At 41.8% G+C, this 24520-nt stretch carries 18 protein-coding genes; 4 read left to right on the top strand and 14 right to left on the bottom strand.

All coding sequences use genetic code 11. From position 1 onward, the window contains the following. Nucleotides 1-68: 68 nt before the first annotated feature. Complete coding sequence (locus QPK24_RS06900; protein ID WP_285747325.1) at nt 69-1700, top strand: type 2 periplasmic-binding domain-containing protein; 1632 nt, start codon at nt 69-71, stop codon at nt 1698-1700. Nucleotides 1701-1781: 81 nt separating this feature from the next. On the opposite strand, the gene QPK24_RS06895 is transcribed toward QPK24_RS06900, so the two are convergent. From QPK24_RS06895 to QPK24_RS06875, 5 genes are all read right to left on the bottom strand, one after another. After that, nucleotides 1782-2932 (bottom strand): IS3 family transposase gene (locus QPK24_RS06895; RefSeq protein ID WP_407082915.1). Its coding sequence is split into 2 segments (ribosomal slippage): nt 1782-2671 and nt 2671-2932, totalling 1152 coding nucleotides; the frame shifts between segments, so codons are not numbered across the junction. A gap of 118 nt (nt 2933-3050) precedes the next feature. Beyond that, complete coding sequence (locus QPK24_RS06890) at nt 3051-3689, bottom strand: hypothetical protein (protein WP_285747323.1); 639 nt, start codon at nt 3687-3689, stop codon at nt 3051-3053. A gap of 215 nt (nt 3690-3904) precedes the next feature. After that, complete coding sequence (locus QPK24_RS06885) at nt 3905-8362, bottom strand: carbohydrate binding domain-containing protein (RefSeq protein ID WP_285747321.1); 4458 nt, start codon at nt 8360-8362, stop codon at nt 3905-3907. Nucleotides 8363-8394: 32 nt separating this feature from the next. Next, a complete protein-coding gene (locus QPK24_RS06880; protein ID WP_285747318.1) occupies nt 8395-9273 on the bottom strand; it encodes a carbohydrate ABC transporter permease in 879 nt (292 codons plus the stop codon). Between the two features lie 16 nt (nt 9274-9289). Continuing rightward, nucleotides 9290-10150 carry an ABC transporter permease gene (locus tag QPK24_RS06875; protein WP_285749152.1) on the bottom strand — a complete coding sequence of 287 codons (861 nt, stop codon included), beginning with the start codon at nt 10148-10150 and terminating at the stop codon, nt 9290-9292. A gap of 235 nt (nt 10151-10385) precedes the next feature. On the opposite strand from QPK24_RS06875, the gene QPK24_RS06870 reads away from it, so the two are divergent. Beyond that, the gene (locus QPK24_RS06870) at nt 10386-12095 is read left to right on the top strand and encodes a sensor histidine kinase (RefSeq protein WP_285747316.1); all 1710 of its coding nucleotides are present in this window, start codon (nt 10386-10388) and stop codon (nt 12093-12095) included. Between the two features lie 11 nt (nt 12096-12106). After that, complete coding sequence (locus QPK24_RS06865; RefSeq protein ID WP_285747314.1) at nt 12107-13747, top strand: response regulator transcription factor; 1641 nt, start codon at nt 12107-12109, stop codon at nt 13745-13747. Between the two features lie 153 nt (nt 13748-13900). Here QPK24_RS06865 and QPK24_RS06860 read toward each other — a convergent pair whose 3' ends face one another. From QPK24_RS06860 to QPK24_RS06840, 5 genes are all read right to left on the bottom strand, one after another. Continuing rightward, entirely contained in the window at nt 13901-15589 is a 1689-nt protein-coding gene (locus QPK24_RS06860; protein WP_285747312.1) for an extracellular solute-binding protein, read from the bottom strand. Nucleotides 15590-15856: 267 nt separating this feature from the next. After that, a complete protein-coding gene (gene bglS, locus QPK24_RS06855; RefSeq protein WP_285747310.1) occupies nt 15857-16570 on the bottom strand; it encodes a beta-glucanase in 714 nt (237 codons plus the stop codon). A gap of 355 nt (nt 16571-16925) precedes the next feature. Further along, complete coding sequence (locus tag QPK24_RS06850; RefSeq protein WP_285747308.1) at nt 16926-18395, bottom strand: N-acetylmuramoyl-L-alanine amidase family protein; 1470 nt, start codon at nt 18393-18395, stop codon at nt 16926-16928. Between the two features lie 217 nt (nt 18396-18612). After that, nucleotides 18613-19035 carry a VanZ family protein gene (locus QPK24_RS06845; protein ID WP_285747306.1) on the bottom strand — a complete coding sequence of 141 codons (423 nt, stop codon included), beginning with the start codon at nt 19033-19035 and terminating at the stop codon, nt 18613-18615. A 19-nt stretch (nt 19036-19054) separates the two neighbouring features. After that, the gene (locus QPK24_RS06840) at nt 19055-19906 is read right to left on the bottom strand and encodes a GNAT family N-acetyltransferase (protein ID WP_285747304.1); all 852 of its coding nucleotides are present in this window, start codon (nt 19904-19906) and stop codon (nt 19055-19057) included. A 176-nt stretch (nt 19907-20082) separates the two neighbouring features. Here QPK24_RS06840 and QPK24_RS06835 point away from each other — a divergent pair, with 176 nt between their 5' ends. Next, complete coding sequence (locus QPK24_RS06835; protein WP_285747302.1) at nt 20083-21513, top strand: amino acid permease; 1431 nt, start codon at nt 20083-20085, stop codon at nt 21511-21513. On the opposite strand, the gene QPK24_RS06830 is transcribed toward QPK24_RS06835, so the two are convergent. From QPK24_RS06830 to rnhA, 4 genes are all read right to left on the bottom strand, one after another. Further along, entirely contained in the window at nt 21494-22126 is a 633-nt protein-coding gene (locus QPK24_RS06830; protein WP_285747300.1) for a LysE family transporter, read from the bottom strand. The genes QPK24_RS06835 and QPK24_RS06830 overlap by 20 nt on opposite strands. Before the next feature lie 115 nt (nt 22127-22241). Beyond that, a complete protein-coding gene (locus QPK24_RS06825) occupies nt 22242-22730 on the bottom strand; it encodes an NUDIX domain-containing protein (RefSeq protein ID WP_285747298.1) in 489 nt (162 codons plus the stop codon). 215 nt (nt 22731-22945) lie between these two features. Continuing rightward, nucleotides 22946-23731, bottom strand: coding sequence for a Cof-type HAD-IIB family hydrolase (locus QPK24_RS06820; RefSeq protein ID WP_285747296.1), 786 nt, complete (start codon nt 23729-23731; stop codon nt 22946-22948). A gap of 43 nt (nt 23732-23774) precedes the next feature. Beyond that, nucleotides 23775-24431 carry a ribonuclease H gene (rnhA, locus tag QPK24_RS06815; protein ID WP_285747294.1) on the bottom strand — a complete coding sequence of 219 codons (657 nt, stop codon included), beginning with the start codon at nt 24429-24431 and terminating at the stop codon, nt 23775-23777. Nucleotides 24432-24520: the final 89 nt, after the last annotated feature.

Raw genomic sequence — 24520 nt, 5'->3', positions numbered from 1 at the left:
GCATCATCTTTACATGATACGTGGTGCAAGTAACAGCTTTATCCTATAGATTGTTAAGGAGGGTTTATATGAAGAGGGTCATGTCTATCATGCTTGGTTTGGTAATGACAACAGGGCTTCTTGCAGGATGTAGTGGAACTAAAGAGGCAGAGGGCCCTAAGCCAGCAGAGGGCGAGCAAGCGATTACTGAAATTTCTCTTCCGATTGTAGATGAACCAATGACAATCAATTATTGGAGAGCAAATGACGGTAAAATCGCTTCAGGCAACGGATTCAGCGATGTGAAAGCTTACCAAGAGAAAGAAAAACGCACCGGGATTAAGGTGAATTTCACACATCCTCCACTCGGCCAACAAAAAGATCAATTCAATCTTTTAGTTACGGGAAATCAGCTTCCTGACATTATTTATTACAACTGGGCTGATGTATCAGGCGGACCGGAGAAACTGCTAGCGGATGGACGTATTATAAAACTTAATGAGTATATCGACCTTTATGCTCCAAATCTAAAGAAAATCATTGCGGAAGATGAAGAAGTTCGGAAACAAATTTCACTCGATGACGGTGCGATCTTTATGTTCCCTTATCTGCGTACAGATTCTGTAAAGCTTAATGGAACAACGGGTATGATTCTGCGTCAAGATTGGCTTGATAAGCTAAACCTGAAAGCGCCTACAAATATTGACGAGTGGTACACCGTATTAAAAGCATTTAGAGAGCAAGATCCTAATGGCAACGGCAAGAAAGATGAACTTCCTTTTACCGCTAACTGGGGTCCAGGTAACATGAGTAAATTAAATGATTTTGCACCAGCCTTTGGCGTCCTTGCAGGTTTTCAGTTGAATGGAGAAACCATTGAATATGGTCCGATTCAACCAGGTTACAAAGAATTCTTAACTACCATGAGAAAGTGGTATGAAGAAGGTCTGATCGATCCAGAAGTCATGACCAATGACGGAAAAGCTTTTGATTACAAAATTACGAATAACCAAGCCGGCTCTTACTACGGCGGTGTATTTAGCGGTATGGCAAAATACCTTAATATGATGGCTGAAAAAGATCCTAACTTTAACCTTGTTGGTGCTCCTTGGGCGAAAGATCAGAATGGTGTATCTAGAAGTACTTTCCGTTTTGATACCAAAGTATTAAGTTATGGTGAAGCCATCACTACTTCTGCGGACAAAGACAAACTGAAAGCCATTGTCCAGTGGATGGATTATAACTACAGTCCGGAAGGACATGATCTCTTTAACTTCGGTATCGAGAATGAAAGTTACACTCGTAAAGGTGACGCTATCGAATTTACAGATACGATTCTTAAAAACCCGGATGGACTGACTTATGACCAAGCACTTGCTAGTTATGCACTTTCTATTATGGATGGACCAATGAACCAAGATACGCGTTATCTTGATGCACTGATGACCTTTGATCAGCAAAAAGAAGCAAATAATGCATGGATGCAAGCAGATTACTCCATGGCTCTTCCTAACCTGCGTAAAACAGAAGATGAAGCAAGAAAAGAAGCCCAAATCATGGGTCAGGTTAACACCTATGTTGATGAAATGGTTACGAAATTCATTCTAGGCGATGAACCTCTTAGCAATTACGAAACCTTTGTTGAGACCATTAAAGGAATGGGTATTGAAGAAGTAATTAAGATCCATCAAGACGCTTACACAAGATACAAAGCACGTTAATTTCAAAAGTAAGAGAGTGAGCAAAAGGGTGAAATGGTCATAGCCCCGTCAAGTAGACATTAAAAAAAGAGGATTTTCCATTTACGCGGCGACTTTTTCCCGGAATTCGATTGGGGAGAGGTCGCCGAGTTTGTTTTGGAAACGTTCCTTATTGTAAAATGAAATATACTCCGTAATTTGGCTTCTTGCTTGTTCCAGATTATTAGGCTTTTCCAAATACAGCTTTTCCGTCTTTAAGTGGGAAAAGAACGACTCGATACAAGCATTGTCATAGCAGTTTCCACGTCGGGAATGACTCCCTGTCAACTGCTTCTCTTCAAGCAACTTAGCATAGCTTTTCGAGGTATACTGAAACCCTTGGTCCGAATGGAGCAAAGAGGGTCCATCTTTTAGTTGCTGCACAGTGTCCATAACGAGTTTTAGGTCATTGCGCTCGGAGAGTTCCCAGGCTACTATTTCGTTGTTATATAAATCCATTACAGCCGAGAGATAAGCAAATTCATGCCCAATCCGGACATATGTAATATCTGTCACAAGCTTCTGCACAGGAGCAGTCGCAGAGAATTCCCGATTTAAGACATTAGGGAACAAGGCCGATGGTTTGCGGCCACAAAACGGACGTTTCTTGCGAATAACAGAACGAATCTGAAGTTCTCTCATTAAGCGACGGACCTTCTTGTGATTCACAACGAAGCCTTCTTTTCCTAAAGCAGTACGCATTCGCTTGTAACCGAAATACGGACGAATTCGATGAATGCTCAAGATGTGTGCCTTTAGATCTGCATCACGATTTGCTCGTTTCTCTCGATGAACTAAATTCTTCTTCCATTTATAGTAGCCTGCACGTGATATTTCAGCGATTCTACATAGCCAAACTACGGGAGCCACTTTGCTTATTTCTCGAATGGACTGGCACCGGGCTTCGAAATCCAGCTTCCCTCCCCGTGCAAGTTTGGATTTAGCTTTTTTAGATATTCTACCTGCGCTTTCAGATATGCATTTTCTTCTTCCGCACTACTAAAATGCTTCTTCGCCCAACGTCCCCGGTAATCCTCAAACCCCTCACCATTTTGGCATTTACGAACCCATGTGATAATCTGGCTCTCACTTTTGATTCCAAACTTCTCCATGATTCGACTGTACGTCCACCCTTCTTCTACTCGCAAACGGACAGCCTCTTTCTTCGTTTCTTCACTATATCGATTAAAAGTTTGACCTTTCTTCGCTGACATAACAAAAATCCCCTCCGGTTTTCCAGTGTTTGAGTTCATTGTAACATGTTCTCTTTTTTCACTGTCTACCATGAGGGGATAATACCAAAAACCCCTTCGCTCACTCTCTTTTTTTATTTTATAATGAAACCGTTTCTTCTTTGGCTGACGTAAAAAAACGAATATATTCTTCTACTAGCTGTGATGTTAATTCAGCTGATTTTCTAGGATTCGATGTTTCCAGACCGTGCCCTGCTTCCAGCACCTGATGGACCTTCAGTTCAGAACATGAAGCGAGCTTTGCTCTGCTTTCTTCGCTGAATAAAGAATCCTTAGCTCCGTAGATCACCATACCTTTCGAATGCTGCATATACGTAAGTGTACTATCCAGCGGTGTTAGGTACAGGTGGCGGATGGAGTAATCTGTGAGATGTTTAGCCGTGTAACCGGCAAGCAAGGTTCCCAAACTTTTACTGACAAAGATGAGCTGCTCATACCCCTCACTTCCGCGTCTAACCATCTGTAATATCTCTTCTTCAAGGATGGAACGTTGTTCTCTCTCCAGTGCTACACGAGCACTTTGAAAGCCGTACTCCAAAATCAGGGCATCCATGCCCTGAGAGGTAGCGCTTTGAACAGCGTAGTACAGAACAGGCAGTTCACAAGAATAATTTTGCCCGGGGAAGAAAACCACGAGCGTATTGGAACCTTGTGTAATGTGTCTTAATCGAACGTCATGTCCCCAAAAAGATTCTTCATAGATCAAATGATGTTCCAAGAACTGCACCTCTCCTCCTTGTGTAATCTATACCATTATATATGATATCAGGAAAATATAGTGATTTAATTGGATAGATAAGAAAGTAAAAAGCACCATCTCAGTCTCCAGCCACAAGTTCGTAACTTGTAACCTTCCATTACTGAAGATGGTGCCTCAACCGTTTAAGATTATAACTTAATACGATTCAAAACCCTGCACAGACCTTTAGCGGTCTACTTCGCAGACCCCATATTAATCAAACTAACATCAGACAATGTGATAATGGTATTACCGTCTTCTGCACCCGAAATATTACCCATATCAAGTGAAATTCTAGTATTTCCATAGCCATTTTCTTCCGTATTAAATGTAAAGGTAAAAAGTTGTTCCTCGGTAGTCAAATCCACCTTATCCCCAAAGAATCCATGCCATTCATAGTTGGATGCTGCATCGACCCATCCGATGCCTACGTTCATTTTTCTAGGCTTATCCGTTTTCGCCTTAAACGTAAGTTTGTACTTGGAATTTGGCTGAATACCAAACCCTTCGTTAATAACCTGACGGTCCCAAGCGTTCTGCCCAACCGTTCCAATTTTGGCTTGAAGCTTCTGATCACCAGCACTTATCTCAAGCTCCTTGGCATCCCCATTCACATAAGTAAACCATCCATCGGTTCCTTTGGAAAAGTCGCCGTTTGAAATCAGGTTTACGTTAACAGGCTGTCCACCCTGATCGGCACTTGGGTTTACCTCAATTAACGATACATTATGGATGGATACAGTATGATCCCCGATTGATGACGGATAACCCAACCCAAATGCAAGTACAGCTGCGGGGTCCGAAAAATCATTCATCGTAAATGTATAAGCATATTGTTGCTTACTCTCAGTTAACTCGATTTTTTCTTCCATATATTTTGTATAATCGCCTTCATTTTGTGAGACGACGGCTTGTACCGATTTCGGACTGGATGCAGATGCCTCAAATGAGAGCCGGTATGTCTTTCCTTCATCCAGCTTTATCTGTCGTTGTTGCAGTAACACCTCCCACCAATCCTTACTTGTGCCAAGTAACTGAATCAACACTCCTCCGCCATCGGCATCAGAAGTTACTAGTTTTTCAGGAGTCTTTTCCCAATTCCCCTCAGCTAATGCAAGCTTCCCATTTTTCACCTTATTCTGCGAAATATCTACCCAGCGGGTGTTATAATCCTTACCTTCAAAGTCTACATAATATTGTTTGCCCGCTTTTAAAGAAACAGCTGGAAAGTACACTGTATTGTATTTCTGCCAACTGCCCGTGTCCCCAAGAGCGTACACAGACTGTAGAACCGTAGAGCCCTCTTCATCCTTGACGCTGAAACGGACACTCGAATCATCTTTTGCACTAGCCATTCGGGCAGATAATACATACTCGTCATCAGCAGCTACATTAATCTTGTACTGAAGAAGATCCCCTTCTTCCATGTGACTGATATGCTGACCGCCTTCATCGGAATTTTCAAGTTGCAGGCCCTGCATGGACCAGGCTTCCGTTGCAGGTATATGTGCGTAGCCATCAACAGAAATAGGATTTCCACGTTTTGTTAGACGGACATTGTCCACATAGACGGTACCTGTAGAGCTGCCGAATAACAGTCTAAACGTGGAAGTTGCGTCTGGCTCAATATCACCAATACTAATCTCCCCGGTATACGTCTTCAAATCCTGACTAAGCTGAATACTCTGACTCTGACTCTGACTCTGATGACTTTGTTTGGAATCTGCTCCACTGCTAATCAGATCAATGTTCATCGTGCGAGGCTTATCTGCTTTGGCTTCAAAAGAATAACCATAAGTGGTATTCGCCTCCAGCTTCAAATTCCCTTGATTCACCGCAACCTGCTCAGACTCTCCATTCGTTTTCTTCACATCTACAACCAGTTGACGTTCCATGATCGGGAATTTCAAGAAGTTGTTCACGCTGATATCAGCTACCGCATTTTCAGCAATATAGCTTGCCCAGAATCCAAGACGGTTCTTGCCTTGATCAAATGTTCCATTAAAGATGTAATTGCCATCAGGCAGCGGCTTCCGCTCTACAGTCAGCGGATCTGCTTCTCCTACCTCGCTTAGCTTAACATTAGAGATCAGAACAGTATCATTTTCCAATCCTAAATTAAATTCAAATCTGGCATTATTGTCTGTTCCATCTCGCATGTCAAATGTATAATCGTATGTTTTCCACTCTGTCGTGATCGCAAATGGGTGATCTCCCGAGTAATTCGTCCAACTTTTTTCAAATTGGGTCACCTTAGAAGAGATCGTACGATCAGCAGACGCCTTCGCGTCGAACTCTATCTTGTATTTTTTATTTTTCTTCACGTAGATCGGCATCTGTGTGAGCTGAACTGAATAGTTTTGAGTTCCCTCTTTGTCAATCGTCACCTGCACTGCTTTTCCTTTATCCTTATCTTCTACAACCTCAACATTTCCTGATCCGCCTTCGTTCGTAATGAACTGCCACTTCTGCGGAACACCGTTTGTTTCAGTACCATCCAGGAATTGATCATTGTAGATCTGGTTGCCATTCTCTTGTGGTTCACGCTGTGCTTCAGGTTCAATTGGATTCGTTGTGACATCAGGCCATTCGTCTAATTTGTCATAAGAATATACACGAACAAAATCAACGTTCATCGCTTCTGAAGTAAAGTCATCATTAGGTGAACCCGGCCAATCTCCTCCAACTGCCAAATTCAGAATCAGGTAGAATGGACGGTCAAAAGGAGCAGGAAACGTGTAGTATTCCGGCTGACCTGCAGCCTTTGTCTGCCAATTAGTCACTTCATGATGCAACTTGCCATCAACATAAAACCGTATCATTCCCGGGAGCCATTCCACTTGAAAATCATGATAATCATCAGCGAATGATTCTCCATCCGGAAGTGTGATGCTTCCCTGATCGTGTCCATGAGACCCGTCAGATTTCACACTGTCATAATGCAAGGTACTGTATATTTTGTTGTGGCTCTCTTCGCCGCCAATGAGCTCCATTATGTCGATTTCTCCAGAGGCAGGCCATCCTCCATAGTGGGCTTCATCTGTCGGCATCATCCAAAAAGCGGGCCACATGCCTTGTTCTTTAGGGAGCTTCGCACGTACAACAACTTTACCGTAGGTGAAGTCGCCTTTTCCCATGGAGATGAGTTTACCGGAAGTGAATTTTTGACCGCTCTTCTCTTCGCGTTTTGCTTCAATTTGAAGAACGCTTCGATCCTCATCTTTTACAATGCGGGTATTATTCGGACTATAGTATTGCAACTCATTGTTATAGACTAGACCCGTGTCCTGTACGGTCCACTTGGTATCATCAATAACAGATCCGTTAAATTCATCATTCCAGACAAGCTTCCAGTCTTCATTAGGAATTGTCGTTGATGGAATAGGCTTCTCATCTGACGGGCTATCTGGTACGGATGGTGTTTGTCCACCCGGAGAAGATGGATTTGAAGTGCTCGAATCGGTTGTTGAGTTACCAGGCTGGGAGGGAACAGGCTGTGTCGATTCTCCTTTAATAGAAGTAACAAAGCCTGGTTTTACTGTTTCGCCATTAACAACCACATTTGCTGCATCGACTTTCAGTTTGTTAATTTTCCCTTTAGAAATAATCTGTGTCTGATCTGCTTTTGTGAGCACCGTTAATGAATCGACTGTGCTATCTGAGGAGAGTTCCACACTAGCTTTCTGCATAACGGTTATTTCTTGTACGTTACTGCCTTCTTTAATTTTTACACTTACAGGCTCTCCGCTTTTGTCAATCACGATCCGATTCAGCTTGGAGTCGCTGATGTCTATGGAATGACTGCCGCCGCCTTTAACAATGACACTTCCTGTAACCGTTACTCCTTGAAGAACAATGGACCCATCTCCAATTCCTTCTGTAAGCAGTAAGTTTCCTTTTACGACTGTGTTTTTGAGTGTAATATCAGAAGACCGAACAATCAGATTTCCCTTTACGCTGGATTCATAAGTTCCTGGAGAGGTTTTAATATCCGCAATCATCGCAGCTAGGAGACCTGCCGTCTCTGCACGTGTGATAGGAGATTTGGGATTCAGCTTACCCTGATAACCTTTCATGATTTGGTTATTTGTTAGATAGGTAAGCGCTTTCGTAGCATAGCTGGAAACATCCTTTGCATCATAAAACTTCGATAGTTCCTTTTCCTCTTCCACTCCGCTCGAAAGCTGAAAAGCACGATCCACCATTACGGCAGCATCCTCACGAGTTATCGGCTCTTTAGGAGACAGATGATCCACATCGGTTCCTTTGATAATTCCTGATCCGTTTGCTCTCGTCAATGCATCATAATACCAATCCCCTGCGGTAACGTCTGCAAATGAATGAGACTCTGTGCTGCCTGTAAATCCAAACACACGATCAAGTATCATAACAAACTCAGCTCGGTTAATCTCATGATTTGGCTTGAATGTACCATCCGCATAACCTTGTAATAAAGCCATATCTTGCATACGAAGTACTGCAGACTGAGACCAATGACTGCCCAGGTCTTTGTAGGGAACAGAAGCTTGCAGGCTTTTCGCCTGCAAGTCTCCTTTCACCTGATGATCTACACCCTCTGCCCCAGAAAATGTTGGGAAAAAGAGTGAAGCTGTTAAACATCCCGTAACAATACATGCCAATCCTTTTTTCATCCTATATCCTCCATTAACTAAGTTTTCATTGCTTAGCCTTTAACCGCTCCAATGACGATTCCTTTCACAAAAAAGCGTTGCAAAAACGGATATACAAGCAAGATCGGCAGCGCACCGATAAAGATTTGTGCTGCACGTACAGTACGCTGGGAGATATTCTCCAGCATTGATGGGTCTACATTGATTTTACTGAGATCTTGCTGAACAATGATGGTTTGCAGCAAGGATGCAAGTGGATAATCTTTAATGTCAGACATATAGATCATGCCGTCGAACCAAGAATTCCACTGAGCTACCATTGTGAACAACGAAAGAGTAGCGATCGCTGGAAGAGACAGTGGAACATATACTAAAAAGAGTGTTTTGATATGTCCTGCTCCATCCAAATAAGCGGCTTCCTCCAGTTCTTTTGGTAATCCGCGGAAAAAGTTCATCATGAGGATAACATTCCACACGGACAAGGCTCCTGGCAAAATAAGTGCCCAGATTGTATTCATCAAACCAAGCTTTTGTACAAGAATATAGCTTGGAATAAGTCCGCCGCTGAATAGAATGGTGAATACAAAAAACCAAGTGTACCATGAGCGTCCTTTGAAACTCGTATCTTCCTTCGACAAAGGAAATGCTGTAATCAGCATGATGACGATACCAATGATAGTTGCTAATACAGTTCGATTAACAGATACCCAAAGAGAATTGATAAAGTTTGAATTTCCGAATGTTTTCACATAGGCGTCCGTTGTAAAACCAATCGGCCAGAATGTGACCATATTGGAGGAAGCCGGCGCCATACTGCTGAATGAAACGGCTAATATGTGAATGATTGGCAGAATGCAGAGCAACGATAAAATACCAAGGAACGTGTAGTTAGCTATGCTGAATATTCGATATCCTTTTGTTTTGTAATACAAGCTCGGTTTCTCCTCTCTAAAAAACTCTATAATTGGCTAGTTTATAAGCTAATCTGTAAGATATAACGATCAAAATGGTAGCTACCACAGATTTGAATAATCCTACCGCGGTCGCAAAACTCATCTTCCCGTTCAAGATCCCCAGTCGATAAACAAAGGTATCTATAATATCTCCTTTGTCATACACAAGCGGATTGTACAGGTTGAATACTTGGTCAAATCCGGCATTTAGAATGTTACCGATGGAAAGCGTTAAAAGCACAATTGTGATTGGTATTAGTGCTGGAACGGTAATGTGCAGCGTCTGCTTAAACCGGTTAGCTCCGTCCACTTCAGCTGCTTCATAAAGTGCGGGGTTAATCCCTGCTAGAGAGGCAAGAAAGACGATCGTTCCAAAACCAAATTCTTTCCAGACATCACTGACGATCAGCGTTACCCGGAACCACGTACCATCTCCAAGGAAAAAGATCGGTTCCCCTCCAAGTGCTACGATTAGCTGGTTCACAATTCCTCCTTGCGGAGACAAGATATCAAGCAAAATCCCGCCGAGGATAACCCAGGAGAGAAAATGCGGCAGATAAACCAGAGTTTGGCTCACTCTTTTAAAGCCTACTAGTCGTACTTCATTTAGTAAAATGGCAAACAACAAAGGAGCGATCAGCCCTGCCACGATTTTGAAAAGTGCAATAAAGAGTGTATTCCAGATGACTTGTCCAACATCAGGATATAAAAACAGATATCTGAAGTTGTCCCAACCTACCCATTCAGATCCTGAGAATCCAAGGTATGGTTTGTAATCTTGAAAAGCGATTACAATACCGCCCATTGGTATGTACTGAAACACCAGCGCGAGTAATACGGCTGGAATGAGCATCATATGCAATGGCCAGTTCCGCTGAAAATTCCAGCGCTGTCTCACCCTGGTAGAACGCTGTTTATGCGTTGTTTTTAAAGTATGTTCCTTCACCCCTGCATCCCCCATGTTCTAATATTTATGTTTTACAAGTTAACCCAAACTTGTATAGTAAAATTATAACAATGGGATTTTGCGATCTATATCCTAATATTGCAAGAATGATATGAATATTTTAATGAGATAAGGAGGCAGAGCTTTGCTGAACCGTTTAAATGTTTTTACTAAAATTGCGTTGTTAGTTGTCATTCTGCTTATTCTAGTATTGTTTTTATATACCTATTCGAATAGAGAAAGTGTAAGAGTCATAGAATATGAGATTCAGAACAACACTAAGAATCAGCTGTCAACTTTTGCAGATTCTGTAGAGTCCAACATTTATCAGTTGTCCCTTTACGGAATGTCGATTGGACAAGATTCCAGTATTCAGGAGTATCAACGTCCAGACTACAAAGACATTCCTTATGAGCGTGCCAAAGCGGGCATTGCAATTCTAGAGAAGATGAACCTGTATAATGCAGCAAGCAAATGGCATTCAACCATTACCTTGTACTTTCCACGTATGAAAAAAGTGATATCAACCGACGATGACGCTTACATACCTTATGAAGAGAATCAATTCACAGAACCACTCTCACAGTACTGGACCTATGATGACAATCATTTTGTCTGGCATACTACGGTACCGACGACAGCAATAAGCAATCCTAGTAAGGCCAAATTGATTACTAAAATTAGTTTTCCGATTCATCATCTTAAATTGCTGCTTGATCAAAATAAGTTAAATAACAAAGGCGACCCTTTTATGTTTCATCCTGACTTCGGCTTAATTAGCAACAGTACTGAAAAAAGCACCATGAAATCCGTCCTGCCTTCACTGCAAAGTGCAAAACTCGAAGCTAAGGGCGGGTTCAGAACTACACTGGATGGTACGGAATACTACGTATCCTATATTCAGTCCAAGAGTCTCGGCTGGTACTATGTGGACTATGTGCCTATGCAGCAAATCTTAAAGCCGATTACGATCAGCCGGAATCTGTTCTATGCCTCTATCGCTGTCTTAATCGTGATGAGTATCCTGGTTCTGTATACGCTATTCCGCAGTGTTCAGGTCCCTCTCCTTCAACTGGTGAAAGGAACAAACCGCTTGTCCGCCGGTGACTTTTCCGTGCGACTGAATCACACCGCACATAACGAGTTCAGTCTATTATTTGCCAGGTTTAACATCATGGCGCAGCGCATTCAGGAACTAATCGAAAATGTGTACGAGGAGAAACTGAGAAGACGCGAAGCGACTCTGAAACAGCTGCAATCCCAGATCAATCCACATTTCCTCTATAACTGTTTGTTCTATATCAAAAATATGGCGAGGATGAAAAATGAGAAGGCCGTGGTAGCCATGGCTCTAAATCTGGGAGAATACTACCGGTACATAACAAGATCAGAAAATGACATGGCAACCATACGAGAAGAATTAGCCATGGTGAAAAATTATCTTGAGATTCAGTCACTTAGACTTGAACGCATGCATTTTACAATCGACGTTTCCCATGCTATTTTAGATAAAACGGTACCCAGGTTGACCCTTCAGCCTATTATTGAGAACGCTGTCATTCATGGACTCGAGCCGAGAGCAGAGAATGGGGAAATCAGAATATACGGGGACTGCAAAGATGATGTATACATGCTTACCGTGGAAGACAGCGGACTTGGCATGTCAGACAAACAACTTGAGCAAATGAAATATGATCTTCTTAAACCGCTGGATGAAAATATGGGCTGCGGCACATGGAATGTTCATCAGCGTTTATCTTTTCTTTACGGTGAAGGAGCAGGTCTAACCTATAATCATTCTTCACTAGGCGGGGTTAAAGTTGATATCATATGGCACGACAATACTAACAAGTAGGTGAACTACCCATGCTGCAAATTTTATTAGTGGATGATGAACGTTCAGTGGTCGAGACGCTGGCGGAAACCATTCCTTGGGAAAGCTGTGGAATTGGCACTGTCCACGAGGCATTATCTGGAAAATTAGCGCTTGAAATTATGGAAAATCATGATATTGATATTGTGATCAGTGATATTCGTATGCCTGAGATATCTGGCATTGCACTGATTACGGAGATCCATAAGAGATGGCCCCATGTACAAACGATTCTGCTGTCAGGCCATGCTGATTTTGAATATGCAAAGCAGGCAATGGCTCAAGAAAGTTTTGATTATCTGCTCAAACCTGTAAGTGACGAAGACCTGATTGAATCAGTTCAGCGTCTCGTTAGTCGAATTCAGATGAAATGGGAAACCGCAGCATCTTATCAAAGAGCACTCAACGCGTTTCAGGATAATTTGCCGCTATTGCAATCTACGATGCTCCAGGAGCTGTTGACTGGCAAAACCTATGATCAAAAGACGCTGACAGATAAACTTGAGCTACTGGAACTTCCCTATACTATAGGAGAAGATTTAGCAATGTTGATTATTCGTATGGAAGAACATTTTTCCGAGATGGGAAACAGCGATATTGCACTCATGGAATATGCCATCTGTAATATCATTAATGAAGTTGTTCAAGACCATTTTCATATCTGGCATACCCGAGATGTTCATGATTATATCGTTGTACTGGTGAGTGTAAAGGACTCTAGCAAGTTGTTCTCCAATAAACACGAGACGCCTCAGACGATGCTGGAACATTATGCTGCCCAGATTCAAACGAATGTTCAGGCTTACTTAAAGGGAGCGATATCGATCTCCGTTTCCCATTGGGGAGAGTTTCCAAATGAGATCGGTGAAATCTATGAGCGAGCCGTTATATCTATGCGTAAGCGGATGGGACAAGTCCAAGGCTTGTTCGTAACCGCTTCCGACGAAAAAGATGTGCCCTCTCTATATACGATCAGGTCGCTTTATAAACCGCCGACTTTAATAAGTCTGCTTGAAGCCGGACGTTTCCAAGATGCTGAACTGAAGATCGAGCAGATCTTTGAGGATTTGCTGCATTCAAACGAATATCACGATATCGCAGAGTCAACGATTGAAGTGTACTACGCTTTAGCCGGAGCGTTTACTTATATCATACATAAAAATGGGAAACAGCTCTCTTCCATTCTACCAGCAGAGTCCTATCGTTACTTTCAAGCCCCTAGCTATTCGACGACAAAACAATTAATGGACTGGTCGATCCGAACACTTCATTACATCCGTGATGACGCTGAACAAGAGCTGAAGGACAATCACAGTACCATCGTTCGCAGTGTACAAAGTTTTGTCGATCTTCATCTGGCTTCCGATGTGTCTCTGCCAGCGATTGCTGACCATGTACATCTGCATCCTGTCTATTTGTCCAAAGTCTATAAATCAGAGACGGGAGAAGCACTTACAGCCTATGTCTACCGATTAAGAATGGAGAAGGCAGCGTATTATTTACGAACTTCAACAGCCAAAATATTTGAAATTTCAGAGCTCGTCGGTTACAACAATACTGCCTACTTCATTCGTGTATTTAAGAAGTTTTATGACGTTACTCCACAGGAATATCGGGAAAGTCTGCCCGTTTAAAGAAGAACCAAGATTAGATTTAAGCCGTTACTTCTATGTTATCTAACATGCGAAAAGGCATTGCCGGAGTTTTTCCGACAATGCCTTTTTTTGCGATGTTCATTTTTTGCTCAAAATTTGCAGTTTATGTGTACTCTACCTTCCCTGCAATTCTTACTTTCCGCTAACGGACTCGTACCATTCGTTTACTTCTTTTGTCATCTGATCTCCACCTGAAGACTTCCATTTCTCTACAAAGGAATCAAATGCATCAATTGAAGTTTTGCCATAGATGATTTGAGAGAATGTATCTTTCTCCATCTTCGTGAGAATATCGTTATTCATCTGCATTGTCATCGTCGGCGCACCAGTAAACATTTGTTTAAGAGAGATATCCTTTTGATCCAGAACAAGTTTTGCTGCATCCAGCATTGCTGTTGGAACACTTGCATCTAACTTTTTCTCAAATGGCGTTGATGGCGTCTCACCATTTGCCAGCTTCGCCAGCGTATTCATGCTAAGACTTGGAATCCGTGCACCATCGAATGCCAGTGTATATTTCTCAGGAGCATAACCTTCAGTCAGACTTGGATCGATTGACGGTTTGCCGTCAACCAAAACATAATCGTATCCTTCAGCAAATCCATATTCGAATTCTCCGCCTGCTTGTGGGTTAGCAAAATTCTCAAACAAATAATTTTGATAAGTGAAAAATGCTTCCGGATTCTTCATATTCTTATTAATCAGGACAACACCATTTTCATTCGGTGTACCACGTCTGCCTGCTTGGCCATCAGGACCAGTAGGAATAGGATATGCTTTAAATTCAGCATCTGGATCGTTTTTCTTCACATCTTCCAGCGGCCAAGTTGGCATCCAGTGAGGACCAACCACAATTCCTGCCTTGCCGGCAGTAAACTCTTCAGCAGCCTTCGTCTCGTCATATACGCCTGCTTCCTCTGGGATATATCCTTTGCTCATCCAATTTTGTAATGTAGCAAGTGCCTGTTTTGCTCCAGGTGTCACTGAACCGTATTCAAGTTTTCCATCTTCTGTAAGGTTCCATTGGTTTGGCATCGTGCCATATGCTCCAAAGACCCAACCAGCGTCAGACATCCAGGTATTGACCCAGTTCTTGAATCCAATAGTCAAACCATAAGTGTCTTTTCTGCCATTTCCGTCCGGATCTTGATTTGTAAACGCATCCATAACAACTTCAAGATCTTCTAATGTCTCCGGTCCTTTCAGATTAAGCTTTTTAAGCCAATCTTCTCGAATCCACATCACTGGGTCACCATTATAGGAATAATCCAGAATCGGGATACCAATGCGTTTACCGTCTTGCATATACGGATACCAAACGGTAGGATCTTCGTTAATAGCATCTTTCCATGTATCGTTCGCATATTTATCAAATAATTCGCCTGCATCAACAAACATTCCGGATTCAATCAACTCACGCACCAAATTAAATTCACCACGATAGGAGATAATATCCGGCATTTCTGCATTAGAAGCAAGAGATAGACGAAGCTTCGTCTCAAATGCATTATTGGTAGATGGAGAAACCCATTCATTTTTCAGCTCAATGCCGAGCTTTTCTTTCGCCCATTTGGTATGAACATTGTTATCTTGATCCTCGCCTGACTTAAATGTAACGTCTGGACCCCACGGCCGTAGATAGCTTATTGTCACCGGCGGATCGTATTTCCCATCCTTAAGCTCCAAAGGTGCAGATGGAGTGCTTGATTCAGCTTCCTTGTCCCCTCCATTACCGCATCCACTCAGTACCGCAGATAGGGCTAGCATCCCTACCATTACCATACTGCCTAATCTTCTTCTCTTTTTATTTGTGTCCAACATTGCTTCCCCCAGTCTATGTAATGTTGCTTACCGTTTAATCATAATGAATAATAGATACATATGCCCATACTAATATTGCAACATTTATTGCATTAATTTAGGATATTTGAAATTGAATGTATATATTGGATAAATGATATTTGAGTAAAAATCTATTATCTAGAAGTATATTTCGTTACAAATTTATCGTTTAAAATGTTTAATGAGTTATAAATTGTATCCGGTTATAAAAAATCAAAAGCAGCCAGTGACGGCTGCTTTTATCTTCTAGTTACTTGTATATCGAACCCAGTCATATTCTGCGGTCAATGGATTGGCACCGTTATAAGAACCTAACCATTCATCAACCCCTGCCCCATTCCAAATATTCATCATAATTTTTCCAGGTGTTTTGGGGATATTGGTGGTTGCTGTATGTTTTAATACTCCATCCACATACCATTTGATATATCCTGGCTGCCAGTCGAAAGCATACGTATGGAATCCTTGTGATGCATCAAATCCTAGATTGATAATCTTCTCATGATTACCAACCCCATTCGTATAGTAATTAAACTGTACTTTTGTAGTATCTTTACCTAAGAATTCAATGTCAATCTCATCCCATTGTGTTCCATGAGCAGGTCCGGTATAAGTAAAGAAGGAGGAGACGACCCCAGGGTTCTTAGCGGGTTTCATACTCACTTCATAAAGTCCGTAACTGTGACTATCCTTGGAACGATACTCACCGCAATCAAACTTGTTTTGAGCCGAACTAGTTAAACTAAGCTTAAGTTTACCGTCACTTGTAAAATTAACATTGTTTGCTCGCCAAGTGCAGTTAAACATACCACCGTTTGAGTATCCATCTGCCTTTTCCCATGTGTTTGAGTTGAAATAGCTTAATGGTTCATAGAAAACATAACTTGCAAAAGCACTCACTGAGGAAAATAAAGAAATCATCATAACCACCACCAACGTGTACCAAGTCTTCTTTTTCATTCACACACCTCCTGAGTAATTTCAAACATGTACAAAGCCGGGGCAAGTGATCTATTAAAGTTTGGTAGATCAATTTCACCTTAATACAACTTTTAAAGCGCTTACATGTTTGTTGTTTCCATTTTATATGGATTTCAATGTGTTAAAAATAATAAATTCTTAAGATTAGGTATTCATTTCTGAATATATCGACCTAAAAAAGAGCTCCTTTCCTTCGCTTACGATAATGGAATTTATATTACTAAAACAAAAAAAGCCGCGATTTCGCGACTTCTTATGCGTGTAGAGATCTCTTCTTCTCTAATCTCTACACCGTGGATATTTATGATGGATCCTTCATTCTCATAATGATAATTTATAAGTTCAAATACTCTTTAACACCATCAACAATGCCCTGGGCTACACGGTTCTGGAAATCTTCTTTGAACATAGCAGCTTCCTCCGTTTTGTTAGAAAGGAAACCGATCTCCAGGAGTGCAGCCGGCATTTTTGTATTTCTTAATACGGATAAATTTTTTGATTTCACTTTACGGTCTTTAAAACCCGTTGCACTGACCAAATGTTTATGAACGATCGTAGCTAAGGCTTTATCTTGATTCTTGTAATAAAACGTTTCTGTCCCGCTTGCAGATGAACCGGCAGAGTTGGCATGAATGGAGATGAACACATCCGCTCCGAGGTCATTTGCTACCTTGGCACGACCTGTTAAAGAAACAAATGTATCATCATCTCTGGTAAGAATGACATCAACGCCCGATTCTTTTTTAAGTAACGCTTCTACCTTCAAGATCAGACTGAGGTTTAAGTCTTTCTCTAATTTGCCTGTAGCTCCGACTGCACCAGAATCATGATCTCCATGACCTGCATCTAGAACAATGACTTTATTACCGTTATTTCCGCCAGGGTTCTCCGTGTTCGGCGGTATAACAGGGGTTGTCCCCGAATTGTCGGTACTTGGTGTAGAGGATGTATCTGAATTTAAATCAATGACAAGCAGGCTTGTCCCTTCTTGCGTCACATGGTACCCAGAAGACTGCGTTAAATCGATAACAATGCGTACGGTAGAAGGTTTATCACTAAACAGTGAGTATCTAATTTTAGATACGAGCGGGTAATCCGTAACTTCTAAAGTACCTGCTCCCTGCTGATTCAGATCTTGCCCAAACGTTGAACTGAAATGAGAGTTAGGCAGATCAATGACAATTCGATCAGGTCCAGTCATCGTGAATACTTTTGGTGTAACTGTACCGCTTGTTGCAATCAGCAGATGATTATCGCTGAAGCTGAGTCCGCTGATTTCAGCAAGACCACTAGGATTTATTACCGTACTGCTATCCCCTTCGCTGGGAGCTGTAGGTGAACCTGCTGGGGGCTGACTGCCTGCACCGGATCCACTCTCATCTTCCAGATATACTGTCTTTGTCGTATTGTTCCATTTCACTTTCATTCCGAACTGCTCGCCTATAAAACGCAGCGGAACCAAAGTCGTTCCCTTTCTAAGAACGGGCGCATTATCCAGCTTTACGGACTCATTATCAACCGTAGCATTCTTATTATTTACGACCATTTTTATGGTAGAGCCATTTTGTTCTATCGTAACGGTGCCTGTTTTTTGTTCCCACTTTACGCCATAGCCAAGTTCCTCTGCTACCATACGGATTGGAATCATGACAGATTTATTAATAATCTCGACTTTCGTATCTCCCGTCGTTCCAAGCTGTTTATCATTAAGATAAATCTTAGCTTGTCCACTGTCTGCATGACTGAGCCCAGGAATCACCCATAACCCTACAAACAACAACATGAATAGAACAATTTTCTTCAAACCTTCACACATCCTTTTGGTCGTCTAGTAAACTCGCCGGCATCCAACATTTTTTTACATTCACTACTATAATGAACGCAGAAATCGGCTAATAGTTGCGTCAATCATGACCTTTTCTTTTCCGATCTGTCATAAAAATGAAACCGAAAATCCCTTATATATATCGGTTTTTTCACTCTTTTTCTAAATACCGCATTTGTTCTATGTTTCGGACCCATTAGGAGGCCTTTGTCTCATATCGTCTGAATAATAGATATCCAATAGAACCACCGATTACGTTCAATAATAGATCATCAATATCTCCGGTCCCCACTCGTAGCAAAGTCTGCATACACTCAAGCAAAAGGATTAAAGAACTAAAGATTAGAATGAACCTTCCATAGGACCAAGGACGAGACAGCGATGCAGGAATAAGAAAACCAAGCGGGATAAAAACGGCAATGTTTCCAATCAGGTTTATGGCGGAATCAATGATATGATCTAGACTCAGATTCCTCACATAAGCTGATATCGTATGTAGTGGGATTAGATTATAGCGATAGTTATCATGAACATAGCGATGAAACCCGGCAAACATAAAATATAGAAGCATTACGGAATATAGAAAAAGAATCACCCGAAATAAAGTTTGTTGCTTCAACTCTTATATTCCCTTCTTTCTACATCAGGCCGCTCAGCGGCGTAAGACTGCTCCAAGTCGATCTCGTGTAACCAAGCTGCAATCCTGCTCGCTGCATATTCCGAAAACTCGAAGACAAATACGAGGCTTGTCCAACGATCAGATTACAACCTTCCTGAACTGCATCTCTCATTCTCCGCTCTATTAACAGGGTTTGAATCCCTCTATTTCGGTAGGCCGGCAAAGTAGTTGCAAAGGTCAATGAAGCGGTATTTCCTTGCATATAGGCTATCGCAGCGCCTACAGGTTCGTTATTATCATAAGCGACATAATACTTCCAGCCTTTTCTTCCATGAAGAATCCGGTTGTTATCTGCAATATGCGGTATCCCTGAAATCGGTAATCCTGTTCCTAGACAGTGAACCGTAGCATAATCATCAAATTGATGCGAGCTAATTTCTACAATTTGAATATTTTCTATGTCGTTTGTCTTTTTTTCTAATGAAGAGTTAGTCTCTTTCTTACATTCTGTATATAACGTGGCATGAAAGGAGGACTGGAAAAATCCATGTGCGGTCAGAGATCTAAATAGTGTAGGCTCTGCTCTAAGAGGAGTAATCTCTATTTGCGGATTTCGATCCCTGGAGCGATAAAACATCATTATTTCAGGCAAATAGGACTCTTCCGCTGAGCTGATTCCCTTCACTGTATTAAACTGGGGCCAAGGCATCTCCCTGCTATAAAAAGCGACAGCTTCTCCAAAATACTGAATCTCAATGCCCATTGGATTCCCCGGCCGTTCTTCCATGGCCTTCATACGATCGATCATGTATTCGATTTCAGAACGTTCAAGTCGCTCGGCAGTGCTTACTTCGAGTACTTTACCTTGCATAATCTGACACCTCCCCCGTCTTTTTGCTTTATTCGCCTTTTATCTATCATAGTCCAATCCCTATATTTTGCCAATTATTTCCGCCTATTTTTATACAGGAAATTATTCCAGTATCTTTTTGTCCCTCTTTTCTTATATTACAGAGGTAAATATGACATGAATGAGGTACAGAAAAAATGGGCGATAATAAAAACAATAAGAAACAGGCATCTGAGACAAAAGGAAATCTATCTTGGTGGCAACTTTCTCTGCTTGGTGTTGCCGGTACCATCGGAACGGGGTATTTTTTAGGTTCTGCTCTTGCAATTAAGGTGGGTGGTCCATCCGTTATATTTACTTTTGTACTGGCTGCTCTTGGTACATATTGTGTATTTAATGCACTCGCCGGTATGACAGCTGCTGAACCAGAGCAAGGATCTTTCCGATCCTATGCGAAGAAGGCCTATGGAAAATGGGCTGGATTTAGCAGTGGATGGGGGTATTTTTCTTCAGAATTACTCATTATGGGAAGTCAGCTCACTGCCTTGTCCCTATTTACGAGATTTTGGTTTCCGGCTATCCCAATGTGGGTATTCGCGTCGGTATATGCACTCCTTGGTCTCCTGATCATCGTAATTGGTACGAAGTTGTTTGATCCGCTGCAGACGACAGCAGCCATTATCAAACTTTCTGCTATTCTTATGTTCATTGGTCTTGGAGCTGCCGGTTTATTCGGCTGGTTATCCGGCGGAATAAAACCTCATGCCCCGCTTCGTCTCACTGAGATTTTCCCAACCGGCATTACAGGTACATGGGCAGCATTACTCTTCTCTTTTTATGCCTTTGGCGGAGTCGAAGTCATGGGGCTTATGGCACTTCGCTTGAAGAAGCCAGAAGAAGCTCCAAAGTCCGGTCGGATTATGATAACGGTACTTGCCGTAATCTATGTAAGTTCCTTGATTCTTGTTCTTACCTTAGCGCCTTGGCAGAGTTATGGAACAAAAAAGAGTCCATTTATCCAGGCACTCGCCACTTATGAACTTCCTTTTATTCCTCACCTATTTAATGGTGTGCTGATTGTTGCTGGTTTCTCGACGATGGTTGCATCCTTATATGCGGTAACGACGATGCTGGTTACCCTTGCTCAAGACAAAGACGCCCCTTCTCTTTTCGGCAGAAAAGTGAAGGAACGTTTTCCTATTTATGCGTATGGATTTAATGCTGTGCTTCTCGGTATTTCGATCCTAACAGCGCTGCTGTTGCCTGATACTATCTATGAATCAATTACCACTGCTGCAGGACTCATGCTCCTGTACAATTGGTCCTTCATTCTAATTACATCAGGCAAACTGCTTAAGTTGACCCCTTTTGGACAAGTCAAAAGGTATGGAGGACTTACTCTCATTCTACTCGCTGTAACGGGAACACTCTTTCATAAGACGGGTAGACCCGGCTTTTGGATTAGCTTTCTGTTTATCGCATGCATTGGTCTCTTAACCCTGTTTATGCAGAAAAAAGTATGGACTGCGGATAAGCCTAAACGAACCAAACCGAATCGCAAATTGATCCAAAGCTTAAAATCGAACAAATATCGCTTCCCGGGAAGAGTTAAAAAAATAAAGCCTTGACAGCTTGATCACCAAAATATAACCCAAATCCTAATAAGGATAGACCCGAAACGACCGAAATGGTCTTTAAAAGTGCGGGACTTAAATAACGGCGGAAGAAACTGGACATGGTGGCAACGGCCAGGTCCCACACAAAAATACCAAGTATGATGGCAGAACTAAAAATTACTACATGCATTACGCTTCCAGAGCTTGTCTCTTTCGCCAAAACGGAACCATAAATGCCAAGCCAGAATAGAATGGACATCGGATTAAAAAGCGATAACCAAAATCCAGACATCACCGATTTACCCAAAGGTTCTTTATGGTCAATCTCCGTTTCTTTAATCTGACCGGTGCTAAGAATACTTTCTATTCCTGTGTAGGAAAGCACAAAAAAACCAAACAACCATAAAAACGTTTGAATAAAGGGAGCCTCTAGTAAATGGACAACTCCCAAATACACTAAGAGCATGTACAATAAGTCAGCAAGCACTGCGCCCAGTCCAAAAAACCAGGAATGAAAAAATCCACGTCTGATTCCAATGTTAAGCTGGGCAGCATTGAGCGGACCAATCGGCGCAGCTATCGAAACTCCGAGCAGTATGTAACCTAAAAAAGCACTTGTAATCATACAGCCTCCTCCTTCTTGAATAAAAAGACAACCTATTGTTCATCTTATTCAAGAAGGAAGGCATGTACGACAACTAAGTGAATGAGAGAAAAATTAAAATAATAACTTAGGTAACTTAATCACGCACAACTCTATGTTTCAGATAATATTTTAGACCTGCTCGGTCCACGTTACTAAACTGCAGCGGATTCTGATCGATCATCGTACGAAGACTTTGCAGCGTTTTCCATGTAGCTCCCTTTGTCTCGTCTCCTTGTTCCAACAGTTTCCCTTCTGCCTTACAGATAAAATACATACCAATGGAATCAATCGGACCCTTAAGAGTTTGGTATGCACAAAAAGGTTCCACACATTCGACCTCAAAATCAGGATTGATCCCTACCGTATCTATCCTTTTTGAAGCGCCTTCAATCCGAGTAATCGTAAGACCTGTTTCTTCCTGGACTTCTCTAATTAACGCTTTGTGTATAGATTCGAATAGTTCAATTCTCCCGCCTGGGAGTTCAAGTGCTTCCTCTCCCGGCTTGTTACGGGTTTGAATGACGAGCTCGGTTCCTTGTTTTCCTTCTCTTTCAATAAAAGCTCTTGCATTAACATAGAACATGAACATCCTCCTCACAGGAAACTCCCAATCCTCTTTCCGATCTTGAGTTCAATAATACCATATATATCCTTTTTTAAGCGGATTGGTTCCCCTTATTATGCAATTTTCATGTAATTTTTTTAGGTTAAAAATAAAGGCTGCCAGCATAGAAAAAAGGATGGTCCCATGGATCATCCTCTTCTCACACCGCTCTGTCCTATGTAGACCAAAACTCACTACAATAATCCGGCATACTCCAAGCCTTTACGAATTCCGCTCTCATCCACTGAACTGGTCACATGATTAGCATATGATTTCACTTCTTCATTGGCATTTCCCATTGCGATCCCCAGCCCGACATAAGACAACATTTCTACATCATTCAGTCCATCGCCAAAAGCAACTACTTCGTCTTTGGATAATCCCAAAACTTTGAGTACCGCCTCAATACCTTTGGCCTTAGAACCACTCGCAGGAATTACATCCACAGCATAAGGATGCCATCTAACAAACTGAAGATCTAGAAAACCTGCTTCCTCTGAGGTATAGATATGTTCTTCGTGTTCTTGACAATACAGCAGCGCCTGATAAATCGGTTCTTCTTTCCAGTAAGAAGTACGATAACCCGGTACCTCGACACGAAGAGTCTCAAAAGATGTCTTTATAAAATCGTGCTGCTTCGTGTTAGAAAAGCTCGCCTCCGCACCTTGCATCACAACAGGATGGTTGTGGCTGAGTGCTGTATTTTCCAGTCTCTCCATTGTTAATTTGGAAATAGGAGCTTTATAAACAGGTTGTCCTTTATACACCACATAGGATCCGTTCAGGCTGACAAAGGAGTCCAGACCAAGCTCTGTTAAATATTCAGTAATATAGTAAGGTGCTCTTCCTGTCGCTATGAAAACATCTATTCCACGAGCTTTCAGCTGATTCACTGCTTCAACTGCATCTGCAGGAATAACCTTCTCATCATTCACCAACGTACCATCTATATCAAAAAATACAGCTTTATAATTAGTCATTCTTAAGTTCCCTCCATGATTGTATATGTTATGATTTCTCTATTTATTTACGTCCATAATCTGCTTTTATTTCTCCCCACAACTTCGTTTGCCATTTCACAATTTTATTCTGGTACGTATGTGTTCTGAGCCATTCTTCAGCCCGCTCAACTAAATCCCAAACCTGACGGGTTGAGGCATCTTTTTTCAATGTAGTAGCTGCTTTCTTCTGTCTAACCCATTTCATCGCATTTACTGAGTCACTATAAATGGTCTTGTTACTTCCTTTTTCTTGAAGATAGGCCAGCGCATGAACAATGGCAAGAAACTCGCCGATATTATTTGTACCATTCGGTATGGGACCTACACTGAACAACACTTCTCCTGTCTTCGTATCCACACCTTTGTATTCCATTGGGCCGGGATTCCCCCTAGTTCCTACATCAACCGAGATACTATTGTAGTCAACAGGTTCTATAGGTGCAGCATCAGCAGTTCCATACGTACGCTTGCTAGAACTCCCTGCAGATTTTTGAGCTCCTCCTTGCCCCCAATATCCTTTCCAGCCAGCCGTATAGGCTTTCTCGGCCTCTGATTTGGATTCAAATGCCTTGTATTTAGCGCCATTCACTCCGTTAACCTGCTGCTGGCATGCAGGCCAACTTGTATAAATACCCGGGCTTTTCCCTTCCCAAACTACATAATATTTTTGCTTAGCCATGTCCCCTGGTTCCCTCCATACTTACCTTTTCACATTACTTTCTACAATACCTTTTCAGACGAAAAGATGCAAAGTCATCTGTTATTTTA

The organism is Paenibacillus polygoni (assembly GCF_030263935.1).
Classification (GTDB): domain Bacteria; phylum Bacillota; class Bacilli; order Paenibacillales; family Paenibacillaceae; genus Paenibacillus; species Paenibacillus polygoni.
Note: the sequence above shows the minus strand (reverse complement) of the source record. Positions and strands in the feature narration are given on the sequence as shown.